Genomic DNA, 19,595 nt, shown 5'->3' with positions numbered 1-19,595 from the left:
ATGACTCAGAATTCCATCACCCGCAGTTGGGTCGCTTCGGCCAACGGCCACACCGAATTCCCGCTGCAGAACCTGCCACTGGGCGTGTTCAGCATCGAAGGCTCGGCACCACGCGCGGGCGTGGCGATTGGCGAGCACATCTTCGATCTGCAAGTGGCGCTGGAAGCCGGTCTGTTCGACGGCGTCGCGCGCAGTGCAGTCGAAGCCATGCGCGGCGGTCAGTTGAACGCCTTCTTCGAGCTCGGCCGTGATGCTCGCGTTGCCTTGCGCGAACGCCTGCTGGAACTGTTCAGCGAAGGCAGCACTCATCGCGGCAACATTGAAGCCCAGGGCGCGAAACTGCTGCCACTGGCCGCCGATTGCCAGCTGCACCTGCCGGCGCGCATCAGCGACTACACCGACTTCTACGTCGGCATCGAGCACGCGCAGAACGTCGGCAAACTGTTCCGTCCGGACAACCCCCTGCTGCCGAACTACAAACACGTGCCGATCGGCTACCACGGTCGTGCCTCCACCGTGCGCGCCTCCGGTGCTGACGTGCGCCGTCCGAAAGGCCAGACCCTGCCAGCTGGCGCGACCGAACCGACCTTCGGCCCGTGCGCGCGTCTGGACTATGAGCTGGAACTGGGGATCTGGATCGGTCAGGGCAACGAGATGGGCGAGCCGATCGCCATTGGTGACGCCGCTGAACACATCGCCGGTTTCTGCCTGCTCAACGACTGGTCGGCCCGGGACATCCAGGCTTGGGAATACCAGCCGCTCGGCCCGTTCCTGTCCAAGAGCTTCATCACCAGCGTCTCGCCGTGGGTGGTGACCGCCGAAGCGCTGGCGCCATTCCGCACTGCGCAACCGGCGCGTCCGCAAGGCGATCCACAGCCGCTGCCGTACCTGCTCGACAAGCGCGATCAAGATGGCGGTGGTTTCGACATCGAGCTGGAAGTGCTGCTGCTCACCGAGAAAATGCGCGAGCAGAACCTGCCGGCCCATCGCCTGACCCTGAGCAACACCCGCTACATGTATTGGACCGTCGCGCAAATGGTTGCGCACCACAGCGTCAACGGCTGCCAGTTGCAGGCCGGTGACCTGTTCGGTTCGGGCACCTTGTCCGGTCCGGAAAACGGCCAGTTCGGCAGCCTGCTGGAAATCACCGAGGGTGGCAAAAAGCCAATCGAGCTGGCGTCCGGTGAAGTGCGCAAATTTCTTGAAGACGGCGACGAAATCATCCTGCGCGCCCGCTGCGCCCGCGAAGGTTTTGCCTCGATCGGTTTCGGCGAATGCCGTGGCACCGTGCTGGCGGCACGCTGACAGGAGCGGCTTATGGATCTCTACACCTATTACCGTTCCACCTCGTCGTACCGGGTGCGGATCGCGCTGGCACTCAAGGGTCTCGACTATCAGGCGCTGCCCGTCAACCTGATCGCACCGCCCGGCGGCGAGCATCGGCAACCGGCGTACCTGGCGATCAATCCCCAGGGCCGGGTGCCGGCGCTGCGCACCGATGACGGCAAGTTGCTGATTCAGTCGCCGGCGATCATCGAGTATCTGGAAGAACGTTATCCACAGGTGCCGTTGCTGCCCGAAGACCTTGTTGCCCGCGCCCAGGTGCGCGGCGTCGCGGCGGTGATCGGCTGCGATGTGCATCCGTTGCACAACGTCAGCGTGCTCAATCGCCTGCGCGGTCTGGGGCATGACGAGCCGCAGGTGAACGAGTGGATCGGCCACTGGATCAGTCAGGGTCTGGCGACGGTGGAGCAGTTGATCGGCGACAGCGGTTTCTGTTTCGGCGAGTGGCCGTGCGTGGCGGACGTGTACCTGATTCCGCAGTTGTACGCGGCCGAGCGTTTCAACGTATCGCTCGAGGCGTATCCACGGATTCGTCGGGTGGCCGCGTTGGCTGCTGAACATCCGGCGTTCATTGCGGCGCATCCGGCGAATCAGCCGGACACCCCGTAACCCCTGTGGGAGCGAGCTTGCTCGCGAAGAGGGAGGGTCAGCGCCAGCAATGTCGCCTGACTGACCGCTTTCGCGAGCAAGCTCGCTCCCACAAAAGATCTGCGCTGTGACCAAAAAAACATAAAAACTAAACAGGTACCTTGCGATGCACAACCAGATTGCCAGCTTTCGGGCGGCACTCGACGCCCGTCCTGTGTCCCGCTTTCAGTGGTTGCTCCTGATTCTTCTCGCCTTGCTGCTGGTCACCGACGGCTACGACGCCCAGGTGCTCGGTTACGTGGTGCCGGCGCTGGCGCAGGACTGGGGCCTGGAAAAGTCCGCATTCGGCCCGGTGTTCAGTGCCAACCTGCTGGGTCTGACGCTTGGCTCGCTCGCTGTGACGCCGCTGGCCGACCGTTTCGGCGTTCGACGGATTTTGCTCGCCTGTGTACTGATCTACGCCAGCCTCACCGTGCTGATGGTGTTCGCCGATTCCCTGAATACCCTGATGATCGCGCGCTTCATCTGCGGTATCGGTATGGGTGGCGCGATGCCCAGCGCCATGGCGTTGATGTCGGAATATTCACCGCCACGCCTGCGCACGTTGATGGTGACGCTGGCGGCGTGTGGTTTTTCCTTCGGCGGGGCGGCGGGTGGTTTCGTCGCGGCCGGTTTCATCGACCGTTTCGGTTGGCAAGCGGTGTTCCTCGCTGGCGGCGTCACGCCGTTGCTGCTGTTCCCGTTCCTCTGGTGGATGCTGCCGGAATCCTTGCCACGACTGCTGCGTGACGCGCCGCCCTATGCACGCCTGCGCAAAGTCACCGCGCGGATGCTGCCGGACTGGCAGCCACCGGCCGCATCGGTCGAACAGAACGAACGCGAGCAGGGCAGCAAACTGACTGTGGTGGAGTTGTTCCGTAATGGTTACGCCCGCCCGACCTTGCTGATCTGGGCGACGTTTTTCGTCAGCCTGATCCTGCTGTATTTCATGATCAGCTGGCTGCCGTCGCTGCTGCTGGAAAGTGGCCTGAAACTCAACGAAGCGAATCTGGTGACGTCGATGTTCCTGTTCGCCGGCACGTTGGGGGCGATCTGCATGGCGTGGTTCGCCGACCGTTTGAAAAGCAAGGTGCGACTGTTGTCCGGCGTGCTGGCTGGCGCGGCGGTGTGCACGATTTTGTTAGGCCTGAATCACGACAATCCGCGCTATCTGGTGGCCTGTGTATTTGCAGCGGGGTTTTGCATCATCGGCGGGCAACTGACGCTCAACGCGTTCGCCAGCAATTTCTATCCGGCGCACGTGCGCGCCACCGGTACTGGCTGGGCATTGGGAGTAGGGCGGTTCGGCTCGATTCTCGGGCCGCTGTTCGGCAGCCTGTTGTTGGCGATGCACATTCCGGTGGAGCAGATTTTCTTCTTCTGCGCGATTCCGGCGGTGATTGCGGCTTTGCTGATTATTCAGGTGCGTTCGCCAGCCACTGCGCCGTTCAGTGGACAACCGCGTTCGGTGGCAGATGCCCCAGCCGTTCCGTCAGGCGAAGTCGCTGAATCGGGTCGTCACTGAGCAACAGCGCGTGCTCCAGATCGAAACGCTCGGCGTTCGGGCAATCGAGGCGCTGGTACAGACTGGCCCGGGCCAGATAGTCGGCGGCGCTGGCATTGCCCAGTTCGAGCACGCGCTCGGCATCGATCAGCGCCGCGATGAAGTCGTCGTGGGTCAGGTGCAACTGGCGCAGATTGCGTGAAAGACGCTGAAGCATCTGCACCGGTTCGGCAGTCAGCAGGTGGTCGGCGTTGAGTTTCATCTGATGGCCGTACTGGCGATGCAGCAGTTCGCGGCAATCGTTCGGATACAGACGCCGTCCGCCGCACGGATCGAGCAGGTGATCGGCCCCGGGAACCTTCAGCAGGAAATGCCCGGGGAAGTTCACGCCCACCAGCGGAATCTCCAGGCCACGGGCCAGTTCCAGAGCGATCAGTGCCAGCGCCAGCGGCTGGCCGCGTTTGGTCTGCATGACCTTGTGCACCATCGCCGCCTGCGGGCGCAGCGGTACGAAATCATCCTGGGCAAACCCCAGATCGGTCATCCGCCGCAACAACGGCTGCGCCAGCTCGCTGACCGGCAGCAACGGCAAGCCATAGCTGACCCGCTGTTGCAGTTCCTTGAACTCCTGCAGCAGCGCTTCGGGATCGGCTTGTTTGTCGTGTTCGGCGGCCATCCACAACGCCGCTTCGAACAGCGCGGGCGGTGAACGGTGCAGACACTCGAAGAAGCGTTGGCGCGGACTCATCTAAATCTCCGGGGCATGCCTCGTTTTAGCCCCGTCTTTGCCATTCGTCCAGTACCGGCCGCTCTGCCATCAGGTTATGCCACAACCCTGCGATCGGTGGCGGCGCTTATTCCGGCGCGCTTCAGCAATTTTCAGGCGCAAGCCTATACTGGCGTCTACCAGAAGTGATTCGGGAGCCTGCCGATGTTCGCTCTCATGCAAAGCACTCGCCTGGAATCGCTGCACCTTAGCGTTGATCCGGTGTCCGGATTGAAGGCGGTCATTGCCATCCACAACAGTCGCCTGGGGCCAGCCCTGGGCGGGTGTCGTTATCTTGCCTACCCGAACGACGAATCTGCGGTCGAGGACGCCATACGCCTGGCACAGGGCATGAGCTACAAGGCCGCATTGGCTGGTCTCGCCCAGGGCGGTGGGGTGGCCGTGATCGTGCGGCCGGCCCATGTGGAAAACCGCGGCGCCTTGTTCGAAGCCTTCGGCCGTTGCATCGACCAACTCGACGGGCGCTACATCACCGCCATCGACAGCGGCACCTCGGTGGCCGACATGGATTGCATCGCCCAGCAGACCCAGCATGTCACCAGTACCACTTCGGCCGGCGACCCGGCGCCGCATGCGGCGATGGGCGTGTTCACCGGGATTCGCGCCACGGCCATGGCGCGGCTGGGCAGCGACAATCTCGAAGGCTTGCGCGTGGCGATTCAGGGGCTGGGCAATGTTGGTTATGCCCTCGCTGAACAGCTGCACGCTGCCGGTGCCGAACTGCTGGTCAGCGACATCGACCACGGCAAGGTGCAACTGGCGATGGAACAGCTCAACGCCCATCCGATTGCCAACGACGCGCTGCTAAGCACGCCGTGCGACATCCTCGCGCCGTGCGGTTTGGGCGGCGTGCTCAACAGCCACACGGTCACCCAGTTGCGCTGCTCGGCGGTGGCGGGTTCGGCCAACAATCAGCTGACCCATCTGGACGTCGCCGATCAACTGGAACGGCGCGGCATCCTGTATGCGCCGGATTACGTGATTAATGCCGGCGGACTGATCTACGTTTCCCTCAAGCATCGCGGCGAAGAGCTGACGACCATCACTGCGCACCTGTCGAAAATCAGTTCGCGCCTTACCGAAGTCTTCGCCCACGCCCAGGCGGAAAAACGTTCACCCGCGCGGGTGGCGGACGAGCTGGCGGAGAAGGTGTTATACCGCTGAGGTTTGTCCGGGCATGAAAAAGCCCCTGAGTCTTTCAACTCAGGGGCTATTCAATTCAGTCGTCGATTACTTCGCAGCCTTCGCCGCTTTTGCAGGTTTGGCTGGCGCTTCTGCCGGTTCAGCCACGTCTGCTGGCTCGCTTGCCACAACCGGTGCCGCTGGTGCATTGATCAGCTCCGACAGTGCGTCAGGCTGGCTCTTGAACGCCCGGGCGAACACATCGCGGTTCTTCGCCATGAAGATCCCGACTTCTTCCACTTGCTGCTCGCTCAACGAAGGAACGGCTTTTTCCAGCACTTCGGCCAACAGTTCGGCCAGTTCGAGCATTTTGTCATGACGGTCAGCTTCGGCTTTATCCATGAACAAGCGCTCCAGATCTCGGCTGCTGCGGTATACCACTTCGACGGCCATTCACCACCTCACATGCCTTCACATTAAGTTGTCTTTGCGACTACTGTATCTATATACAGCGAAAAGGATAAGCGAATCCCTGCGCTTTGGGTAGTGGCTTTTCAATGTAGACCGGATTCGGATTTTGTCAGCCCGACGCCTGCGCACAGGTGCGACCAAACGCCACGGCGCGGGTTTCGCGGCGGCTCGCCATGATGGCGTGGCCTCTTTTCTGCATGCATCTGCGTACGTGCGCAATAACCGTCACGTCCAGCATGCAACATCCGCTCGAACCGGGCTAAGGAACCTTCATCGTGAAAATCAACTGGGCCGAGAAACTGCGGCAAAACGTGCACCAACTGGCCGAGTCCCTGGGCAACTTGTTCGTCGAGACCTTCCACTATCTGGCGCTGTTCGCCATTGGTGCGGTGACCGCGTGGGCGGCGGTGATGGAGTTTCTCGGGATGCTCGAGGAAGGGCACATCAAGATCGATGACATTCTGTTGCTGTTCATCTATCTGGAACTGGGGGCGATGGTCGGGATTTACTTCAAGACCAACCACATGCCGGTGCGCTTCCTGATCTACGTGGCGATTACCGCACTGACGCGCCTGCTGATCTCCAACGTCTCGCACCACAACCCGCCGGACATGGGCATCATCTACCTGTGCGGCGGGATTCTGCTGCTGGCGTTTTCGATCCTGGTGGTGCGTTACGCCTCGTCGCAATTCCCTTCGGTGAAAATCGAGAACCCGCACCGCAAGATCGGCACGGGTTCCAGTGAACATCCTGAAGTGGAGAAGGGCGAACTTTAAAGGCCGGCAGTTGGCCGGGGCTGATGTTTGGCCTGACGCGGTGGTGGAGTGATTCCGTCGCCGCGAGTCATGGCGTCGAGGATCGCCATGGCGCTGTGGCCCTGTTCGATGGCAATGCCGAACTGAATGCTTTGCACTAGCCGTTTGAGGCGTTTGGGGTCGTTGCGCTGTTCGGCGCTGATCATCCGTTTGGCGACGATCCGCCCGCCATTGGAGAGGGTCAGCATGATGCTGCCGTCGAGCCCCTGAATGCTCAGGTTGATCTGATAGTCCGGCGCGAAGGCATCGGTAATGATCTGAAAAGGATTGTCCATGATGCGTCACCGCCTGATTGAACGTGCAGTTGTTGACCGGCCTTGATCGGGTTGGTTCGCCAAACCTGACCATCGGCCCTTCCGTGGTCCTGTCTCCTTCAGCGATGTAGCAAGGGACATGCCGGGAATATTGTCGAACAATGAAACCGGCCAAAAAGAAGGCGAGCCCATGGCTCGCCTTCTTCGTTTGCGGCCCGTTTCAGGGCAGAACCGAATAGATGATCGCTGACAGTGCAATCAGGCCGATCAGCACCACGAACACGTTGGACACCTGGCCCGAATACTGGCGCAAGGCCGGCACGCGGCGGATCGCGTACATCGGCATCAGGAACAACAGGCAGGCAATCACCGGCCCACCAAGGGTTTCGATCATGCCGAGGATGCTCGGGTTGAAGGTCGCCACGGCCCAGCAGCTGAGGATCATGAACAGCGCGGTCGCACGGTTCAGCCAGCTCGCCGACATTACTCGGCCACGGCTGCGCAGGCTTTTGACGATCATGCCCTGGAAGCCTTCGCTGGCGCCGATGTAGTGGCCGAGGAAGGATTTGGTGATCGCCACCAGCGCAATCAGCGGCGCGGCGTAAGCGATGACCGGGGTCTGGAAGTGGTTGGCCAGGTACGACAGGATCGAAATGTTTTGCGCCTTGGCCGCTGCCAGGTCTGCCGGCGACAGCGCCAGCACGCAGCTGAAGCAGAAGAACATCACCGTCACCACCATCATGCCGTGAGCCATGGCGAGGATGCCGCTGCTCTTGCGTTCGGCCTGTTCGCCATAGCGCTGTTTCTGCTCAACCGCGAAGGCGGAAATGATCGGCGAATGGTTGAACGAGAACACCATCACCGGGATCGCCAGCCACAGGGTCTTGAGGAATACCGACATTTCCATCGGTTCTTGAGCACTGGCGAAGAATGCGCCGTTCCAGTTCGGAATCACGCTGATGCCGAGCAACAGCAGCGCGGCGACGAACGGATACACCAGCACGCTCATGGCTTTGACGATCACGCTCTGACCGCAGCGGACGATGGCCATCAGACCGAGGATCAACGCCAGCGACAGCACCGCGCGCGGCGGCGGGGCGATGTGCAACTGGTGTTCGAGGAAGCTGCTGAGGGTATTGGTCAGCGCCACGCTGTACACCAGCAGGATCGGGAAGATCGCGAAGAAATACAGCAGCGTGATCAGTTTGCCGGCGCCGATGCCGAAGTGTTCTTCCACCACTTCGGTGATGTCTCCGGAGCGGCCCGACAGTACGAAGCGGGTCAGGCCACGGTGCGCGAAGAAGGTCATCGGGAACGCCAGCAACGCCAGGATCAGCAACGGCCAGAAGCCGCCGACACCGGCGTTGATCGGCAGGAACAAGGTGCCGGCACCGATGGCCGTGCCGTACAGGCCGAGCATCCAGGTGGTGTCGAATTTGCTCCAACCCTTGTGGGCGATTTCGTTGTTGCGTGTGCGGTCTACAGCGGGATTTTCGGCAGCAGGTGTGCGTACATCGGTCATCGTTTTTGCCTCGTTATTATTCTTGCTCGGGCTCACGTGTTACGGGCGGTCAGGGAGTGCTCCTCAGCACTCCACCCAGCTCACGGCCAGGCCGCCCCGTGAAGTCTCTTTGTATTTGTCATGCATGTCGGCGCCGGTATCGCGCATGGTGCGGATCACCCGGTCGAGGGAAATGAAGTGTTTGCCGTCACCGCGCAGGGCCATTTGCGTGGCGTTGATCGCCTTCACCGCAGCGATGGCGTTGCGCTCGATGCACGGCACCTGCACGAGTCCGCCGACCGGGTCGCAGGTCAGGCCGAGGTTGTGTTCCAGGCCGATTTCGGCGGCGTTTTCCAGTTGCTCCGGGGTGGCACCCAGCACATCGGCCAGACCCGCAGCAGCCATCGCACAGGCCGAACCCACTTCGCCCTGGCAGCCGACTTCGGCGCCGGAGATCGAAGCATTTTTCTTGCACAGGATGCCGACGGCGGCAGCGCCGAGGAAGAACGCGACCACATCATCGTCGGACGCGTCCGGATTGAATTTCATGTAGTAGTGCAGGACGGCCGGGATGATCCCGGCGGCACCGTTGGTCGGCGCGGTCACCATGCGCCCGCCGGCGGCGTTTTCTTCGTTGACGGCGAGGGCGAACAGGTTGACCCACTCCATCGCCGACAGGGTCGAACTGATGACGTTCGGCTTACCGATTTCCAACAGGCTGCGGTGCAATTTCGCCGCACGACGGGGAACATTCAGACCGCCGGGCAGGATGCCTTCGTGACGCAGGCCCTGCTCGACGCATTCGCGCATCACCGACCAGATGTGCAGCAGACCCTTGCGAATCTCGGCGTCGCTGCGCCAGGCCCGTTCGTTGGCCATCATCAGTTCGGAAACCCGCAGGTTGTGCTGCTTGCACAGCGCTAGCAGTTCGACGGCGCTGGAGAATTCGTAAGGCAACTCGACGTCGCCGGCCGGCGCTACACCCGATTCCGCTTCGGCCGCTTCGATGATGAAACCGCCGCCGACCGAGTAGTACTTTTGCTCGAACAGTTGCCCGGATGCACCGAAGGCTGTCAGCGACATGGCGTTCGGGTGGTAGGGCAGGCTCTCGTCCAGCAACAGGAGATCGTGCTGCCAGTTGAAGGCAATCGAGCGCTCACCGGCGAGGGACAGTTGGCCCGACTCGCGCAGTTGCTGGATGCGTGGCTCGATGGTCGACGGATCGATGCTGTCCGGCCATTCGCCCATCAGGCCCATGACCGTCGCGCGGTCAGTGGCATGGCCGACGCCAGTGGCTGAAAGCGAGCCGTACAAACGGATTTCCACCCGTTGCACATCGTTCAGCAAATGCTGGTCGATCAGGGCCTGGGCGAAGGTCGCGGCGGCGCGCATCGGGCCGACGGTGTGAGAACTGGACGGGCCGATGCCGACTTTGAATAGATCGAAAACACTGATAGCCATGCTAAACCCTTACAAGCAATGGAGTAGGAATCGCTGCCATTTTTTGTAGGACAAGCGCAATGTCGGCGATACTGCCTACCTCGCTTCAACGTGACTAACGAAACTTCCTAAGTAAGCCTTTAGCAGGACTAAACCATGAGTCGTCAATTGCATGCCCAGACTTACGTCTGGCTGCAGGTGTTTTCCTGTGCCGCGCGGCACCTGTCATTCACCCGTTGTGCCGAAGAACTGCACATCACGCCGGGGGCGGTGAGTCAGCAAATCCGACAGCTGGAAGAGCGTCTGGGCTTTCGTCTGTTTCACCGTCGTGCGCGGGGCGTGGAGCTGAGTGCGGAAGGGCAGCGACTGGCGATCACGGTCAACGAGGCTTACGGCAGCATCGATGCGGAATTGCGTCGCCTGGATGCGGGGATGATCAGCGGGATTCTGCGGGTGCGTTCGATTCCATCGTTCCTCAGCAAATGGCTGACCCCGCGCCTGCCACGCCTGCAACAGCGTTACCCGGACATCCAATTGCGACTGGTGGCCGAGGACAGCAGCGTGCCGTTGCATGAAGGGGATTTCGATCTGGCCATCGATCTGAACGACGGCAGTTATCCGGGACTGTTATCCACAGCCTTGCTCGACGAGCAGATATTTCCGGTGTGCGCGCCGGGCCTGCTGCGTGGGCGGCCACCGCTGCACGGGCCGGCGGATCTGGTGCATTTCCCGCTGTTGCACGATATCACCGCCTGGCGCGGCAGCTATGAATACGCGGAGTGGGAGTTTTATCTGAATGCCATCGGTTTCGAGGGCGCCGATGTGCGACGCGGGCACACGTTCAATCGCAACCACCTGACCATCGAGGCGGCGATTGCCGGCATGGGCGTGGCGATTGCCCGGCGCACGCTGCTCAACGATGAGCTGGAGCGGGGGACGTTGATTGTGCCGTTCGGGATTTCGGTGCCCAATCACAAGCGCTATGTCCTGCTTTATGCGCCGGGGGCGTTGAGCCATCCGGGCGTGCGGGCGGTGCATGACTGGCTGGTGGAAGAGGCGGGGATTTTCCGCAGCCTGCACCCGTTGGGTGATGGCCAATTGTGAGCAGATTTTTCGGGGCGGCGGGGCGACCCAACTCCCGACCTTACCAGCGCTTTACTCGGTTGTCCGGCTTTTTTTGCGTATGAATATTTATCTTTTTTAAGGGGTTGAAATGTTCGTCCGGCGGGCCGATTGTTGTAATCAAGAGGTCACGAAATCCTGTTCCAGGCCTCTTGCGAGCTAGCTGAAATAAGGGATGAACTATGCAAATCCAAGTCAACAGCGACAACCATATTCAAAGCAGCAAACGACTGGAGGAGTGGGTACGCACCACAATTGAGAGCACGCTCGACCGTTATGAGGAAGACCTGACCCGTGTCGAAGTCCATCTGAGCGACGAGAACGGTGAAAAGCCGGGTCCCCATGACTTGCGCTGCCAACTGGAAGCGCGGCCGAAAGGCCATCAACCGATTTCCGTCACCCACAAAGCCGATTCGCTGGAACAGGCGATCGATGGTGCAGCCGAAAAACTGGAGCACGCGCTGGAGCACCTGTTTGGCAAACTGCGCGGCAAACCGCGAGCCGCTGTGGTGCCATTCACAAGTAAAGCCAATGACAAGCTATTGGCGGAAGAGTTTGACGAGAACGAACAGGCAGCGATCAACAGTTGATGCGCTGATTTTCCAAGCCACCCAATGAGAAAGGGCCTGCAATTGCAGGCCCTTTCTGTTTTCAGCAGGGATCAGAAAGCGACGGAAGTCTGCACGTATACCGTGCGCGGCTCACCCACATACTTGCCCTTATTGTTGTCATCGAAAGAACGGGTGAAGTACTGAGTGTTGAAGATGTTCTTCACTCCTACTGCCACGTTCAGGTCCGACAGCTGCGGGCCGAAGTCATAACCGGCACGGCTGCTGAACAGCATGTAGCCGGGGATCTTGCCGGTGCTGCCGTCGGCGCTTTCTTTCGAGGTGTTGGCGTTGTCGGCGAACTGGTCGCTCTGGAAGCTGCTGTCCAGGTTGAGTTTCCACGGCCCTTCGGTGTAACCGACGCCAATCGTGCCTTTGTGTTTCGACGAGAACGGCACACGATTGCCCTTGTTCGGCCCGTCTTCGCGGATGGTCGCGTCAACATAGGCGTAAGTGGCGTAGACGTCGAAGCCGGCCAGCGCCGGGCTCAAGTCATCGAGTGCATAGTTGACGCTGGTCTCGATGCCCTGATGGCGGGTTTCGCCACGGGCGATCACCGAGTCGTTGGTCTGGTTGCTTTCGTACTGGTTGTCAAAGTTGATCAGGAACGCGCCGATCTCCGCTCGCAGTGCACCGTTGTCGTAGCGGGTGCCGACTTCCCAGGTGCGGGCCTTCTCCGGTTTCACTTCGCCGCTGCTGACGCGGTTGGGCATCTGGCTGTATTGCACGCTGCCGAAGGAGCCTTCGGTGTTGGCGTACAGATTCCAGCTATCGGTCAGGTGATACAACACGTTCAGCGCTGGCAGTGCGGTGTTGTAGTCGCCCTTGTATTTGACGTTGGTCAGGTTGTTGGTCTGCTGTGACTCGATCATCTCGTAGCGCACGCCCGGTGTAATGGTCCACTTGCCGATGTCGATCCGGTCATCGACGAAGAACGCATTGGCTTCGGTGCCGCCGCGCGTGTCGCGGTCATTGCGGCTGCTGGTGGTCGGGTATTCGTTGCTGGCGATCGGCGTGCGATAGCGCAGTTCGTGGCCGGCTTCGTTGATGTAGCGATAGCCGACGCCGACTTCATGGCTGGTGGCGCCGAGATCGAAGCCTTGGGCAAAGCGGGTTTCCAGACCGCGAACCCAGTATTCGCGCGGCGACAGCGAGAGGAAAGTGCCCTGATCCAGATAGCCGCTGCGCAGGGTCTTGGTGAAGAAGGTGTTGGCGGTGAACTCGCGGCGGTCTTCCTGATAGCGATAGCCGAAATTGAACATCGTGCGACGACCCCAGAACTGGTCCTTCGGCCGGGTCGACTGATACGGGTCGGCATCGTAGTCGGCGACATTCAGACCGCCGGGCATGTCGGCCTTACCTTCGTAATATTGGGCCATGGCGTTGAAGCTGTTGGCTTCGTCGAGCTGGTATTTGCCCTTGAGGATCAGGTCGTCGATTTCCGTGTCGCTGTGTTCGCGCCAGTCGCCACCGCGAGTGCCGGAGTACAGCAACGCGCCGCCCAGACCGTTGGCATTGGTGCCGCCGGCCAGCAGGTTGGCGCTGGTCTTGAAGCCGTCATGGCTGGACGATGGACTGGTTTCGGTCTGGAATCCGCCCTTGACGGTCGGCTCGTCCGGAATCGCCCGGGTCACGAAGTTGACCACGCCGCCGACGTTCTGCGGGCCGTAACGCACGGCACCGCCGCCACGCACCACGTCCACGGCGTCCATGTTGCCCATGCTGATCGGCGCGAACGACAACTGCGGCTGACCGTAAGGCGCGAACGGCACCGGAATGCCGTCCATCAACACCGTCGAACGTGCGGCCAGACGCGGGTTGAGGCCGCGAATGCCGAAGTTCAGCGCCATGTCGTGGCTACCGGTGCCGTTGTTTTCCGGAGCGTTGACGCCGGGAATGCGGTTGAGCACATCACGGGCCTGGGTCGCGCCCTGGCGCTCGAACTCTTCGCGGCGGATCACGTCACGGGCACCGGGATGTTCGAAGACGTTGACCTGTGCGGCCTCACCCAACCAGTCGCCGACCACTTTCGAGGTGTCCAGCTCCAGTGCGTTGTCGTTCGACGGTTGCAGGCTGAAAGCGTTGCCGCCCTCGGCGCGGGCTTGCAGACCGGTTCCTTCGAGCAGCGCGTTCAGACCTTGCTCGGCTGTGTAGTTACCTTCGAGGCCACGGCTTTGCACGCCACTCGTGACTTGCGAGCCGAACGAAATCAGCACACCGGCTTCACGGCCGAACTGGTTGAGGGCATTTTCCAGCGACGACGGGGCGATGTGATAAGCCTTGGTGTCGGCAGCCAGCGCAAGGGGCAGGGCACTGAAGCTCAGGCTGGCGCCGAGGACGAGATTGCGCAGGGTTCGGGCCAGCGGCGTGAGGCGGGTGGGGTGCATGGAGGACGGTCCTGAGAAGGTTGAATCAAGGGGGCTTTCCTTCTCTGTCACGCCAGATCTGAAAAACGGCTCATTTATTTTTTACAGGGGCGCGGAGCTACCGGGTTGAGTTCCCACGCAGAGCGTGGGAGCGATCAGGCTCTGGCTTCAACCGTCACCCAGTAGCGAGTAAAACGCTTCACTTTCACCGGCAGGCTGATTTCCAGCAGGTCGAGAATCCGCTCGCTGTCGTCCAGTGGATAAGTCCCGGAGATCAGCAAGTCAGCGACTTTCGCATCGCAGTTGAGCTGCCCGCGCCGGTAGCGACCGAGTTCGTCGAGGAAATCGCCCAAGCGCATGTGCGCGGCGACCAGCATGCCGTCGGCCCAGGCGCCGCTGTTGGCGTCCAGCGGTTTTGCCTCACTGACGCCGGTGGTGCTGAAACTCAGTTGTCGGGCGACCGGCAGCAACATCGGCGCGCTACCTTGTGCGTTCAATTCGACCCGACCTTCAAACAGTGCGATCTGCGTGCGGTCGGCAAACTGACGCACGTTGATCCGTGCGCCCTGGGTTTTCAGCACGCCTTGGGCGGTTTGCACTTCGAAGGATTGAGTGGCGTTCAGCAACATTTCGCCTTCGAGCAGACGGATCAAGCCATCGCCCCGGACATCCGCCGCACTCGCGGTGTTGAGCTGCAACTGGCCGCCGGCGCCGAGCGAGATCTTGCGGCGCTGACCAATCGGGCTGCGGTAATCGGCCAGCAGCGATGGCAGCGGATTGTGTTCGCGCATGCCCCAAGTGACCGCTGATCCCGCGCCTAGAATCAGCAACAACTTCAGCGCCTGACGACGGCTGCCGGACTTCGGCGCATTCAGTGCGGCGTGGGCCAGTGGCGACGACAACCCGCGCAACCGCGAATTGACCCGCTGAATATGTTCCCACGCGCGGCGGTGTTCGCTGTGAGCGTCGATCCATTGTTGCCAGGCTTGTTGCTGACGCGGGCTCAATTGGCCCTGCTGCATTTCCAGCAGCCAGTGCACCGCCTGTTCGGCGACCTGCGCGGAAAAATCCATCGGCGGGTTCACAGGGCGAAGTAGCAGCGCATTGCCGCTTTATTCAGATGACGTTTGACCGTCGCCACGGAAATACCCAGTTCAGCGGCGATCTGCGGATAGGTCAGGCCATCGACCTGCGCCAGCAGAAATGCGCGTTTGACCGCGCGCGGCAGACCGTCGAGCAACTGATCCAGCTCCATCAGGGTTTGCAGGATGATGGCTTTCTCTTCTTCCGAAGGCGCAACCATTTCCGGCATCTGCGCGAGGGTGTCGAGGTAGGCGCGCTCCAGATCCTGGCGGCGGTAATGATTGAACAGCACGCGCTTGGCCAAGGTCGTGAGGAATGCGCGCGGCTCGATGATCACCGGCGGCTCGCGGGCGGTCAGCACCCGGATGAAGGTGTCCTGAGCCAGATCGGCGGCGCTGTCGGGGCAGCCGAGTTTGCGCCGCAGCCAGCCGGTGAGCCAGCTGTGGTGGGCCTGATAGAGCGATTCGACAGGATGGGCGGACGACAACGGCATCACTCCGGGCGCATGCAGGATGCGTTAGAGAACAAGAATGGTTCGCATTGTAGGGCTGTCAGGGATGCCCGGCAATCAGACTCTTTTGCGTATGAGAATATTTATCATTAATATTGCTCGCCTGTCGTTCGGCGTGTTGGCCGGGCGTTAACCGTTTCAGGGTCGAAACATGAAAGCCAAACTCGCCGCTCTTCCCATGTCCTATCGTCTGGCCGTCACGTCGCGAGTGCTCGCGGCGGTGTTTGGCGGCTATCTGGTCGCGGCTTTGGCCAGTGTCACGCTGACGCTGTGGCTGCCGCTGAACCGCGCCGAAGCGGTGGTGACCGGCATGACCGTTTCGTTTTTGGTCTATCTCGTGGCGGTGCTCTGGTGTTTCGCCTGTCGCACAGCGTGGTCGGCGTGGGTCGGTCTGCTGGTGCCGAGCGTGATCCTGGCGACCGTTTCCGGGGCTGCGCGCGGTCTGGGTCTGGCATGAAAGAGGGCTTCCGTCAGGCGATGGCCTGGCTGCACACCTGGACCGGCCTGGTCTTCGGCTGGCTGTTGTTCGCGATTTTTCTGACCGGAACCCTGGCCTATTTCAAGGATGAAACCACTCACTGGATGCAGCCGGAAATCCACGCGCACCCATTGGATGCCGAAAAAAGCCTGACGCTGGCCCAGCACTATCTGCAACAAAACGCCCCCGACGCTTCACGCTGGATCATTGGCCTGCCCGACGCCCGCGATCCCGGTCTGAGTGTGGGCTGGCAGCAGACGCCAGCCAAACCCGGCGAACGTGGCGCATTCACTCGCAAGACCCTCGACGCGCAGACCGGTGCCGAGGTTCAGGCCCGTGAGAGCATGGGCGGCGAGTTTTTCTACCGCTTCCATTTCCAGCTGCAGATGCCTTACCCGTGGGGCCGCTGGCTCTCGACCCTCGCCGCCATGGTGATGTTCGTCGCGCTGATCACCGGGATCATCACCCACAAGAAAATCTTCAAGGACTTCTTCACCTTCCGCCCGCGCAAGGGCCAGCGCTCGTGGCTCGACGGGCACAACGCGGTGGGTGTGCTGGTGCTGCCGTTTCACCTGATGATCACCTACAGCAGCCTGGTGATTTTCATGTCGATGGTGATGCCGGCGAGCATTCTGGCTTCGTACGGCAACAACGTTGGAGCGTTTTACGACGAGGTATTTCCTGAAACCAGCATTCCTGAACGGGCCAATCAACCGGTGACACTGGCACCGCTGGCGCCCCTGTTGCTGGCGGCCAGCGAGCAATGGTCGGGCGGGCGCGTCGGGCGTATCAGCGTGAACAATCCGGGCGATGCCAACGCCGCGGTGGTGATGTCCCGCGCGGGCTCCGACCGTGTGGTGAATGATTCCGGCAGCGCCGTGACCTTCAGCGGTGTCAGCGGAGAAGTCATCGGCACGACGCCTGATCAGCCGATGGCGATGGCGGTTGCCGGCAGTTTCTACGGTTTGCACATGGGCCACTTTGCCGGGCCGGTGCTGCGTTGGTTGTATTTCATCTGCGGTCTGGCGGGCACGGCGATGATCGGCACCGGACTGGTGATCTGGCTCGGCAAGCGTCAGCTCAAACACGCCAAGACGGGAGTGATGCCTTTCGAACTACGGCTGGTGGAAGTGCTGAACATCGCCAGCATGGCCGGACTGGTGGCGGCGGTCGCCGTGTTCTTCTGGACTAATCGTCTGCTGCCGGTGAGCCTGCCCGGGCGTGCCGACTGGGAAGTGAATGCGTTCTTCATCGCCTGGAGTTTGAGTGTGATGCACGCGATGTTGCGGCCGGGACGCAAGGCCTGGGTCGAACAGCTGTCGCTGGGGGCTGCACTGTTTGTCGCGGTGCCGATTCTCAATGGCCTGACCACCCCATATCACCTCGGCGTGACAGTGCCCGAAGGTGACTGGGCCTTGGCCGGTTTCGACCTGACGTGTCTGGGCAGCGGTCTCTTCCTCGCCTGGGCCGCCCGAAAAATGCAGCGCGCCGGGAACGCCGTCAGCGTGAAAAAACCAGCCCGCGAAAAGGCCCGGCCGATCACCCTCGAGCAAGGGGCGAACTGAATGCTGCTGGCGCTATTGCTCTGTTATTCCGCTTTCACCGCGCTGTGCCTGGCGATGCCTCGGCATCACGAAGAGCTGCTGGGCCACAAACCTTCGGCCCGCCGTCGGCAGGGTCTGAAACTCGCAGGCTGGCTGCTGCTGGGACTGTCGCTCTGGGCGACGGTTTCCATGAAGGGTTGGAGCTTCGGCCTGGTCGACTGGTGCGCGGTGTTGATGCTCAGCGCGTTGACTCTGGTGCTGTTGTTGCCCTATCGCCCACGCCTGGCGCTCGCGATGGCCGGACTGAGCCTGCTCGCCAGCCCGGTCGCTGCGTGGGCCTTGAACTGACATGCTGATCGGCCATCCTCCCGAGCACCGCGACGACGAACCCCATGGCGCCCGTGCGCATTTTCTTCAGGTGTTCCTGTCCCAGCGTTCGCAGATGGAAGCGCTGGTGAACCGGCGCGTCGGTTGCCGGGCGACGGCGGCGGATCTGGTGCAGGATCTGTTCCTGCGTTTCTGGCGTCGGCCGCTGGTGCAGGTCGAAGAACTCAGCACTTATCTTTTGCGCTGCGCCGGCAATATCGCCATCGATCATTTGCGCAGCGAAGGCGCGCGGGTGCGGGTCAACGAAGGCTGGCAACCGGACGAGCCGGACAGCAGCGCCAGCGAACCGCAGGCGGCGCTCGAAGCGGGCAACGATCTGCGCCATGTCGAAGCGGCGTTGCGCGCGCTGCCCGAGCGAACACGGCAGATCTTTTTGCTCAATCGCATCCACGGGCGCAAGTACGCCGAGATCGCCAAAGCCATGGGCCTGTCCCAAAGCGCCGTGGAAAAACATATGATGCGCGCCCTCGAGGCCTGCAAGGCCAGCCTGCGCGAACCCGCGCCACGCCTGCCAGGGAAAGCACCGTGAACAACACCTACCGCGTCGTCCCGACGCCCGCTCAGGAACAGGCCGCGTTCGCCTGGCTGAGCCTGCTGCACGACCGCCCGAGCACCGGTGATCAACTGACCTTCAGTCAGTGGCTGCACGCTGACCCGGCCCACGCCGAGGCCTACGCCCAGGCGCAAGTGGTGTGGGAGTTGAGCGAAGGGCCTGCGCGCACTCTGGCCGAAGAAGACGCGCTGGCTTTGCACGGTTTGCTCAATGCGATGGATCGACCGCGGCATGCTCCGATTCGACGCTGGGCCGGCGCGCTGGCGATGGCGGCCTGTCTGTTGTTGATGATCAGCGTCGGTACTGGTTGGCAGCCGCAGCGCTGGATCGATGATCTGGGTGCCGATTACGTGTCGACCCCGGGCGAGATCCGCACCGTGACCCTCGCCGATCAATCCCAGGTGACACTGGACGCCGACAGCGCCATCGCCGTGGATTTCAGTCACGGCGAGCGGCATGTGCAATTGCGCCGTGGCGCCGGATTTTTCAGCGTGACTCACACGGGCGATCCTTTTGTGGTCGAGGCCGAGAAGGGTCAGGCGCGGGTGCTCGGCACGCAGTTCGAAGTGCGCCTGCAACCCCATGGCGCACAAGTCACTGTGCTGTCCGGACGCGTCGGCGTGACGGCGGCGAGTGATGCCGAGCAGCAGATTCTCACCGCCGGCCAGCAAGTGGCGTACGGCGCCGGAACCGCAGAAAAACTCCACGCCGTGGACAGCGAAGCGCAACTGGCGTGGCGCCAGGGCTGGCTGACTTACTACAAGTCGACACTGGCCGATGTGTTGCAGGATCTGCGGCGTTATTACCCCGGACGGATCGTGTTGCTCAACGACGAACTGGGCGCGCGCAAGGTCAGCGGCAGCTTTCCGAGCAAGGATCCGCAAGCGGTGCTGAATTCCCTGCAAGGGGTGTTGGGATTCGAGCAGCATCAAGTGCTAGGACATCTGATAATTCTTCGCTGACCTCACTGGCCCTTTCGCGAGCAAGCTCGCTCCCACAGGTAGTGCATTCCAAGGTGGGAGCGAGCTTGCTCGCGAAGGGGTCGGCAGCGACAACGAAAATATTTTCAACTTTGTGG

19 protein-coding genes and 1 pseudogene are annotated in these 19,595 nt (G+C 61.6%); 12 read left to right on the top strand and 8 right to left on the bottom strand.

Annotated elements, in window-relative coordinates; translation table 11 throughout:
- The 3 genes from fahA (at position 1) to AC1Q9F_RS08595 (ending at position 3,496) form a co-directional block, all read left to right on the top strand.
- On the top strand, positions 1-1,305 hold the full coding sequence (fahA, locus tag AC1Q9F_RS08605) for a fumarylacetoacetase (protein ID WP_492619550.1): 1,305 nt from the start codon (positions 1-3) through the stop codon (positions 1,303-1,305).
- A 12-nt stretch (positions 1,306-1,317) separates the two neighbouring features.
- The gene (gene maiA, locus AC1Q9F_RS08600; protein WP_492619551.1) at positions 1,318-1,953 is read left to right on the top strand and encodes a maleylacetoacetate isomerase; all 636 of its coding nucleotides are present in this window, start codon (positions 1,318-1,320) and stop codon (positions 1,951-1,953) included.
- 145 nt (positions 1,954-2,098) lie between these two features.
- Entirely contained in the window at positions 2,099-3,496 is a 1,398-nt protein-coding gene (locus tag AC1Q9F_RS08595) for an MFS transporter (RefSeq protein WP_492619552.1), read from the top strand.
- Here the strand turns inward: AC1Q9F_RS08595 and AC1Q9F_RS08590 are convergent.
- Positions 3,420-4,223, bottom strand: coding sequence for a SirB1 family protein (locus tag AC1Q9F_RS08590; protein WP_492619553.1), 804 nt, complete (start codon positions 4,221-4,223; stop codon positions 3,420-3,422). The genes AC1Q9F_RS08595 and AC1Q9F_RS08590 overlap by 77 nt on opposite strands.
- A gap of 183 nt (positions 4,224-4,406) precedes the next feature.
- Between AC1Q9F_RS08590 and AC1Q9F_RS08585 the strand changes: the two genes are divergently transcribed.
- Positions 4,407-5,426: a Glu/Leu/Phe/Val dehydrogenase family protein gene (locus AC1Q9F_RS08585; protein ID WP_085608113.1), complete on the top strand. Its 1,020-nt coding sequence runs from the start codon at positions 4,407-4,409 to the stop codon at positions 5,424-5,426.
- Between the two features lie 153 nt (positions 5,427-5,579).
- On the opposite strand, the pseudogene AC1Q9F_RS08580 reads toward AC1Q9F_RS08585, so the two are convergent.
- A pseudogene (locus AC1Q9F_RS08580) lies at positions 5,580-5,837 on the bottom strand (YebG family protein); the annotation flags it as partial.
- A gap of 293 nt (positions 5,838-6,130) precedes the next feature.
- Between AC1Q9F_RS08580 and AC1Q9F_RS08575 the strand changes: the two are divergent.
- A complete protein-coding gene (locus AC1Q9F_RS08575) occupies positions 6,131-6,631 on the top strand; it encodes a phosphate-starvation-inducible protein PsiE (protein WP_007957255.1) in 501 nt (166 codons plus the stop codon).
- Here AC1Q9F_RS08575 and AC1Q9F_RS08570 read toward each other — a convergent pair.
- From AC1Q9F_RS08570 to AC1Q9F_RS08560, 3 genes are all read right to left on the bottom strand, one after another.
- Positions 6,628-6,945 (bottom strand): DUF3509 domain-containing protein, encoded by a 318-nt coding sequence (locus tag AC1Q9F_RS08570; protein WP_474733644.1) that lies wholly within the window; start codon positions 6,943-6,945, stop codon positions 6,628-6,630. The two genes, AC1Q9F_RS08575 and AC1Q9F_RS08570, sit on opposite strands and share 4 nt — an antisense overlap.
- A 199-nt stretch (positions 6,946-7,144) precedes the next feature.
- Positions 7,145-8,446, bottom strand: a complete 1,302-nt coding sequence (locus AC1Q9F_RS08565; RefSeq protein ID WP_492619554.1) for an HAAAP family serine/threonine permease — start codon at positions 8,444-8,446, stop codon at positions 7,145-7,147.
- Between the two features lie 63 nt (positions 8,447-8,509).
- Entirely contained in the window at positions 8,510-9,886 is a 1,377-nt protein-coding gene (locus tag AC1Q9F_RS08560) for an L-serine ammonia-lyase (RefSeq protein ID WP_492619555.1), read from the bottom strand.
- Positions 9,887-10,021: 135 nt separating this feature from the next.
- Here AC1Q9F_RS08560 and AC1Q9F_RS08555 point away from each other — a divergent pair, with 135 nt between their 5' ends.
- The gene (locus AC1Q9F_RS08555) at positions 10,022-10,969 is read left to right on the top strand and encodes a LysR substrate-binding domain-containing protein (protein ID WP_011332523.1); all 948 of its coding nucleotides are present in this window, start codon (positions 10,022-10,024) and stop codon (positions 10,967-10,969) included.
- Positions 10,970-11,169: 200 nt separating this feature from the next.
- Complete coding sequence (locus tag AC1Q9F_RS08550; protein WP_007957262.1) at positions 11,170-11,577, top strand: HPF/RaiA family ribosome-associated protein; 408 nt, start codon at positions 11,170-11,172, stop codon at positions 11,575-11,577.
- A gap of 71 nt (positions 11,578-11,648) precedes the next feature.
- Here the strand turns inward: AC1Q9F_RS08550 and fecA are convergent, their stop codons facing one another.
- The 3 genes from fecA to AC1Q9F_RS08535 all read right to left on the bottom strand — a co-directional run bounded on the left by fecA (position 11,649) and on the right by AC1Q9F_RS08535 (position 15,531).
- Positions 11,649-13,982 carry a TonB-dependent Fe(3+) dicitrate receptor FecA gene (gene fecA, locus AC1Q9F_RS08545; RefSeq protein WP_492619556.1) on the bottom strand — a complete coding sequence of 778 codons (2,334 nt, stop codon included), beginning with the start codon at positions 13,980-13,982 and terminating at the stop codon, positions 11,649-11,651.
- A 134-nt stretch (positions 13,983-14,116) separates the two neighbouring features.
- Positions 14,117-15,046, bottom strand: coding sequence for a DUF4880 domain-containing protein (locus AC1Q9F_RS08540; protein WP_492619557.1), 930 nt, complete (start codon positions 15,044-15,046; stop codon positions 14,117-14,119).
- The gene (locus AC1Q9F_RS08535; RefSeq protein WP_007957265.1) at positions 15,043-15,531 is read right to left on the bottom strand and encodes a sigma-70 family RNA polymerase sigma factor; all 489 of its coding nucleotides are present in this window, start codon (positions 15,529-15,531) and stop codon (positions 15,043-15,045) included. The genes AC1Q9F_RS08540 and AC1Q9F_RS08535 overlap by 4 nt, the downstream gene beginning before the upstream one ends.
- Before the next feature lie 175 nt (positions 15,532-15,706).
- On the opposite strand from AC1Q9F_RS08535, the gene AC1Q9F_RS08530 reads away from it, so the two are divergent.
- The 5 genes from AC1Q9F_RS08530 to AC1Q9F_RS08510 are packed head-to-tail and all read left to right on the top strand — an operon-like array spanning position 15,707 to position 19,479.
- On the top strand, positions 15,707-16,012 hold the full coding sequence (locus AC1Q9F_RS08530; RefSeq protein ID WP_007957267.1) for a DUF3649 domain-containing protein: 306 nt from the start codon (positions 15,707-15,709) through the stop codon (positions 16,010-16,012).
- The gene (locus AC1Q9F_RS08525) at positions 16,009-17,598 is read left to right on the top strand and encodes a PepSY-associated TM helix domain-containing protein (protein WP_492619558.1); all 1,590 of its coding nucleotides are present in this window, start codon (positions 16,009-16,011) and stop codon (positions 17,596-17,598) included. Before AC1Q9F_RS08530 ends, AC1Q9F_RS08525 begins: the two co-directional genes overlap by 4 nt.
- The gene (locus AC1Q9F_RS08520; RefSeq protein WP_492619559.1) at positions 17,599-17,925 is read left to right on the top strand and encodes a DUF3325 domain-containing protein; all 327 of its coding nucleotides are present in this window, start codon (positions 17,599-17,601) and stop codon (positions 17,923-17,925) included. It begins immediately after the preceding gene.
- A gap of 1 nt (position 17,926) precedes the next feature.
- Positions 17,927-18,493 (top strand): RNA polymerase sigma factor, encoded by a 567-nt coding sequence (locus tag AC1Q9F_RS08515; RefSeq protein ID WP_085698518.1) that lies wholly within the window; start codon positions 17,927-17,929, stop codon positions 18,491-18,493.
- Positions 18,490-19,479, top strand: a complete 990-nt coding sequence (locus AC1Q9F_RS08510; RefSeq protein WP_492619560.1) for a FecR family protein — start codon at positions 18,490-18,492, stop codon at positions 19,477-19,479. Before AC1Q9F_RS08515 ends, AC1Q9F_RS08510 begins: the two co-directional genes overlap by 4 nt.
- Positions 19,480-19,595 lie beyond the last annotated feature (116 nt).

The organism is Pseudomonas sp. GW823-FHT04A03, assembly GCF_058796615.1.
This window is presented reverse-complemented; position numbering and strand designations above follow the sequence as displayed.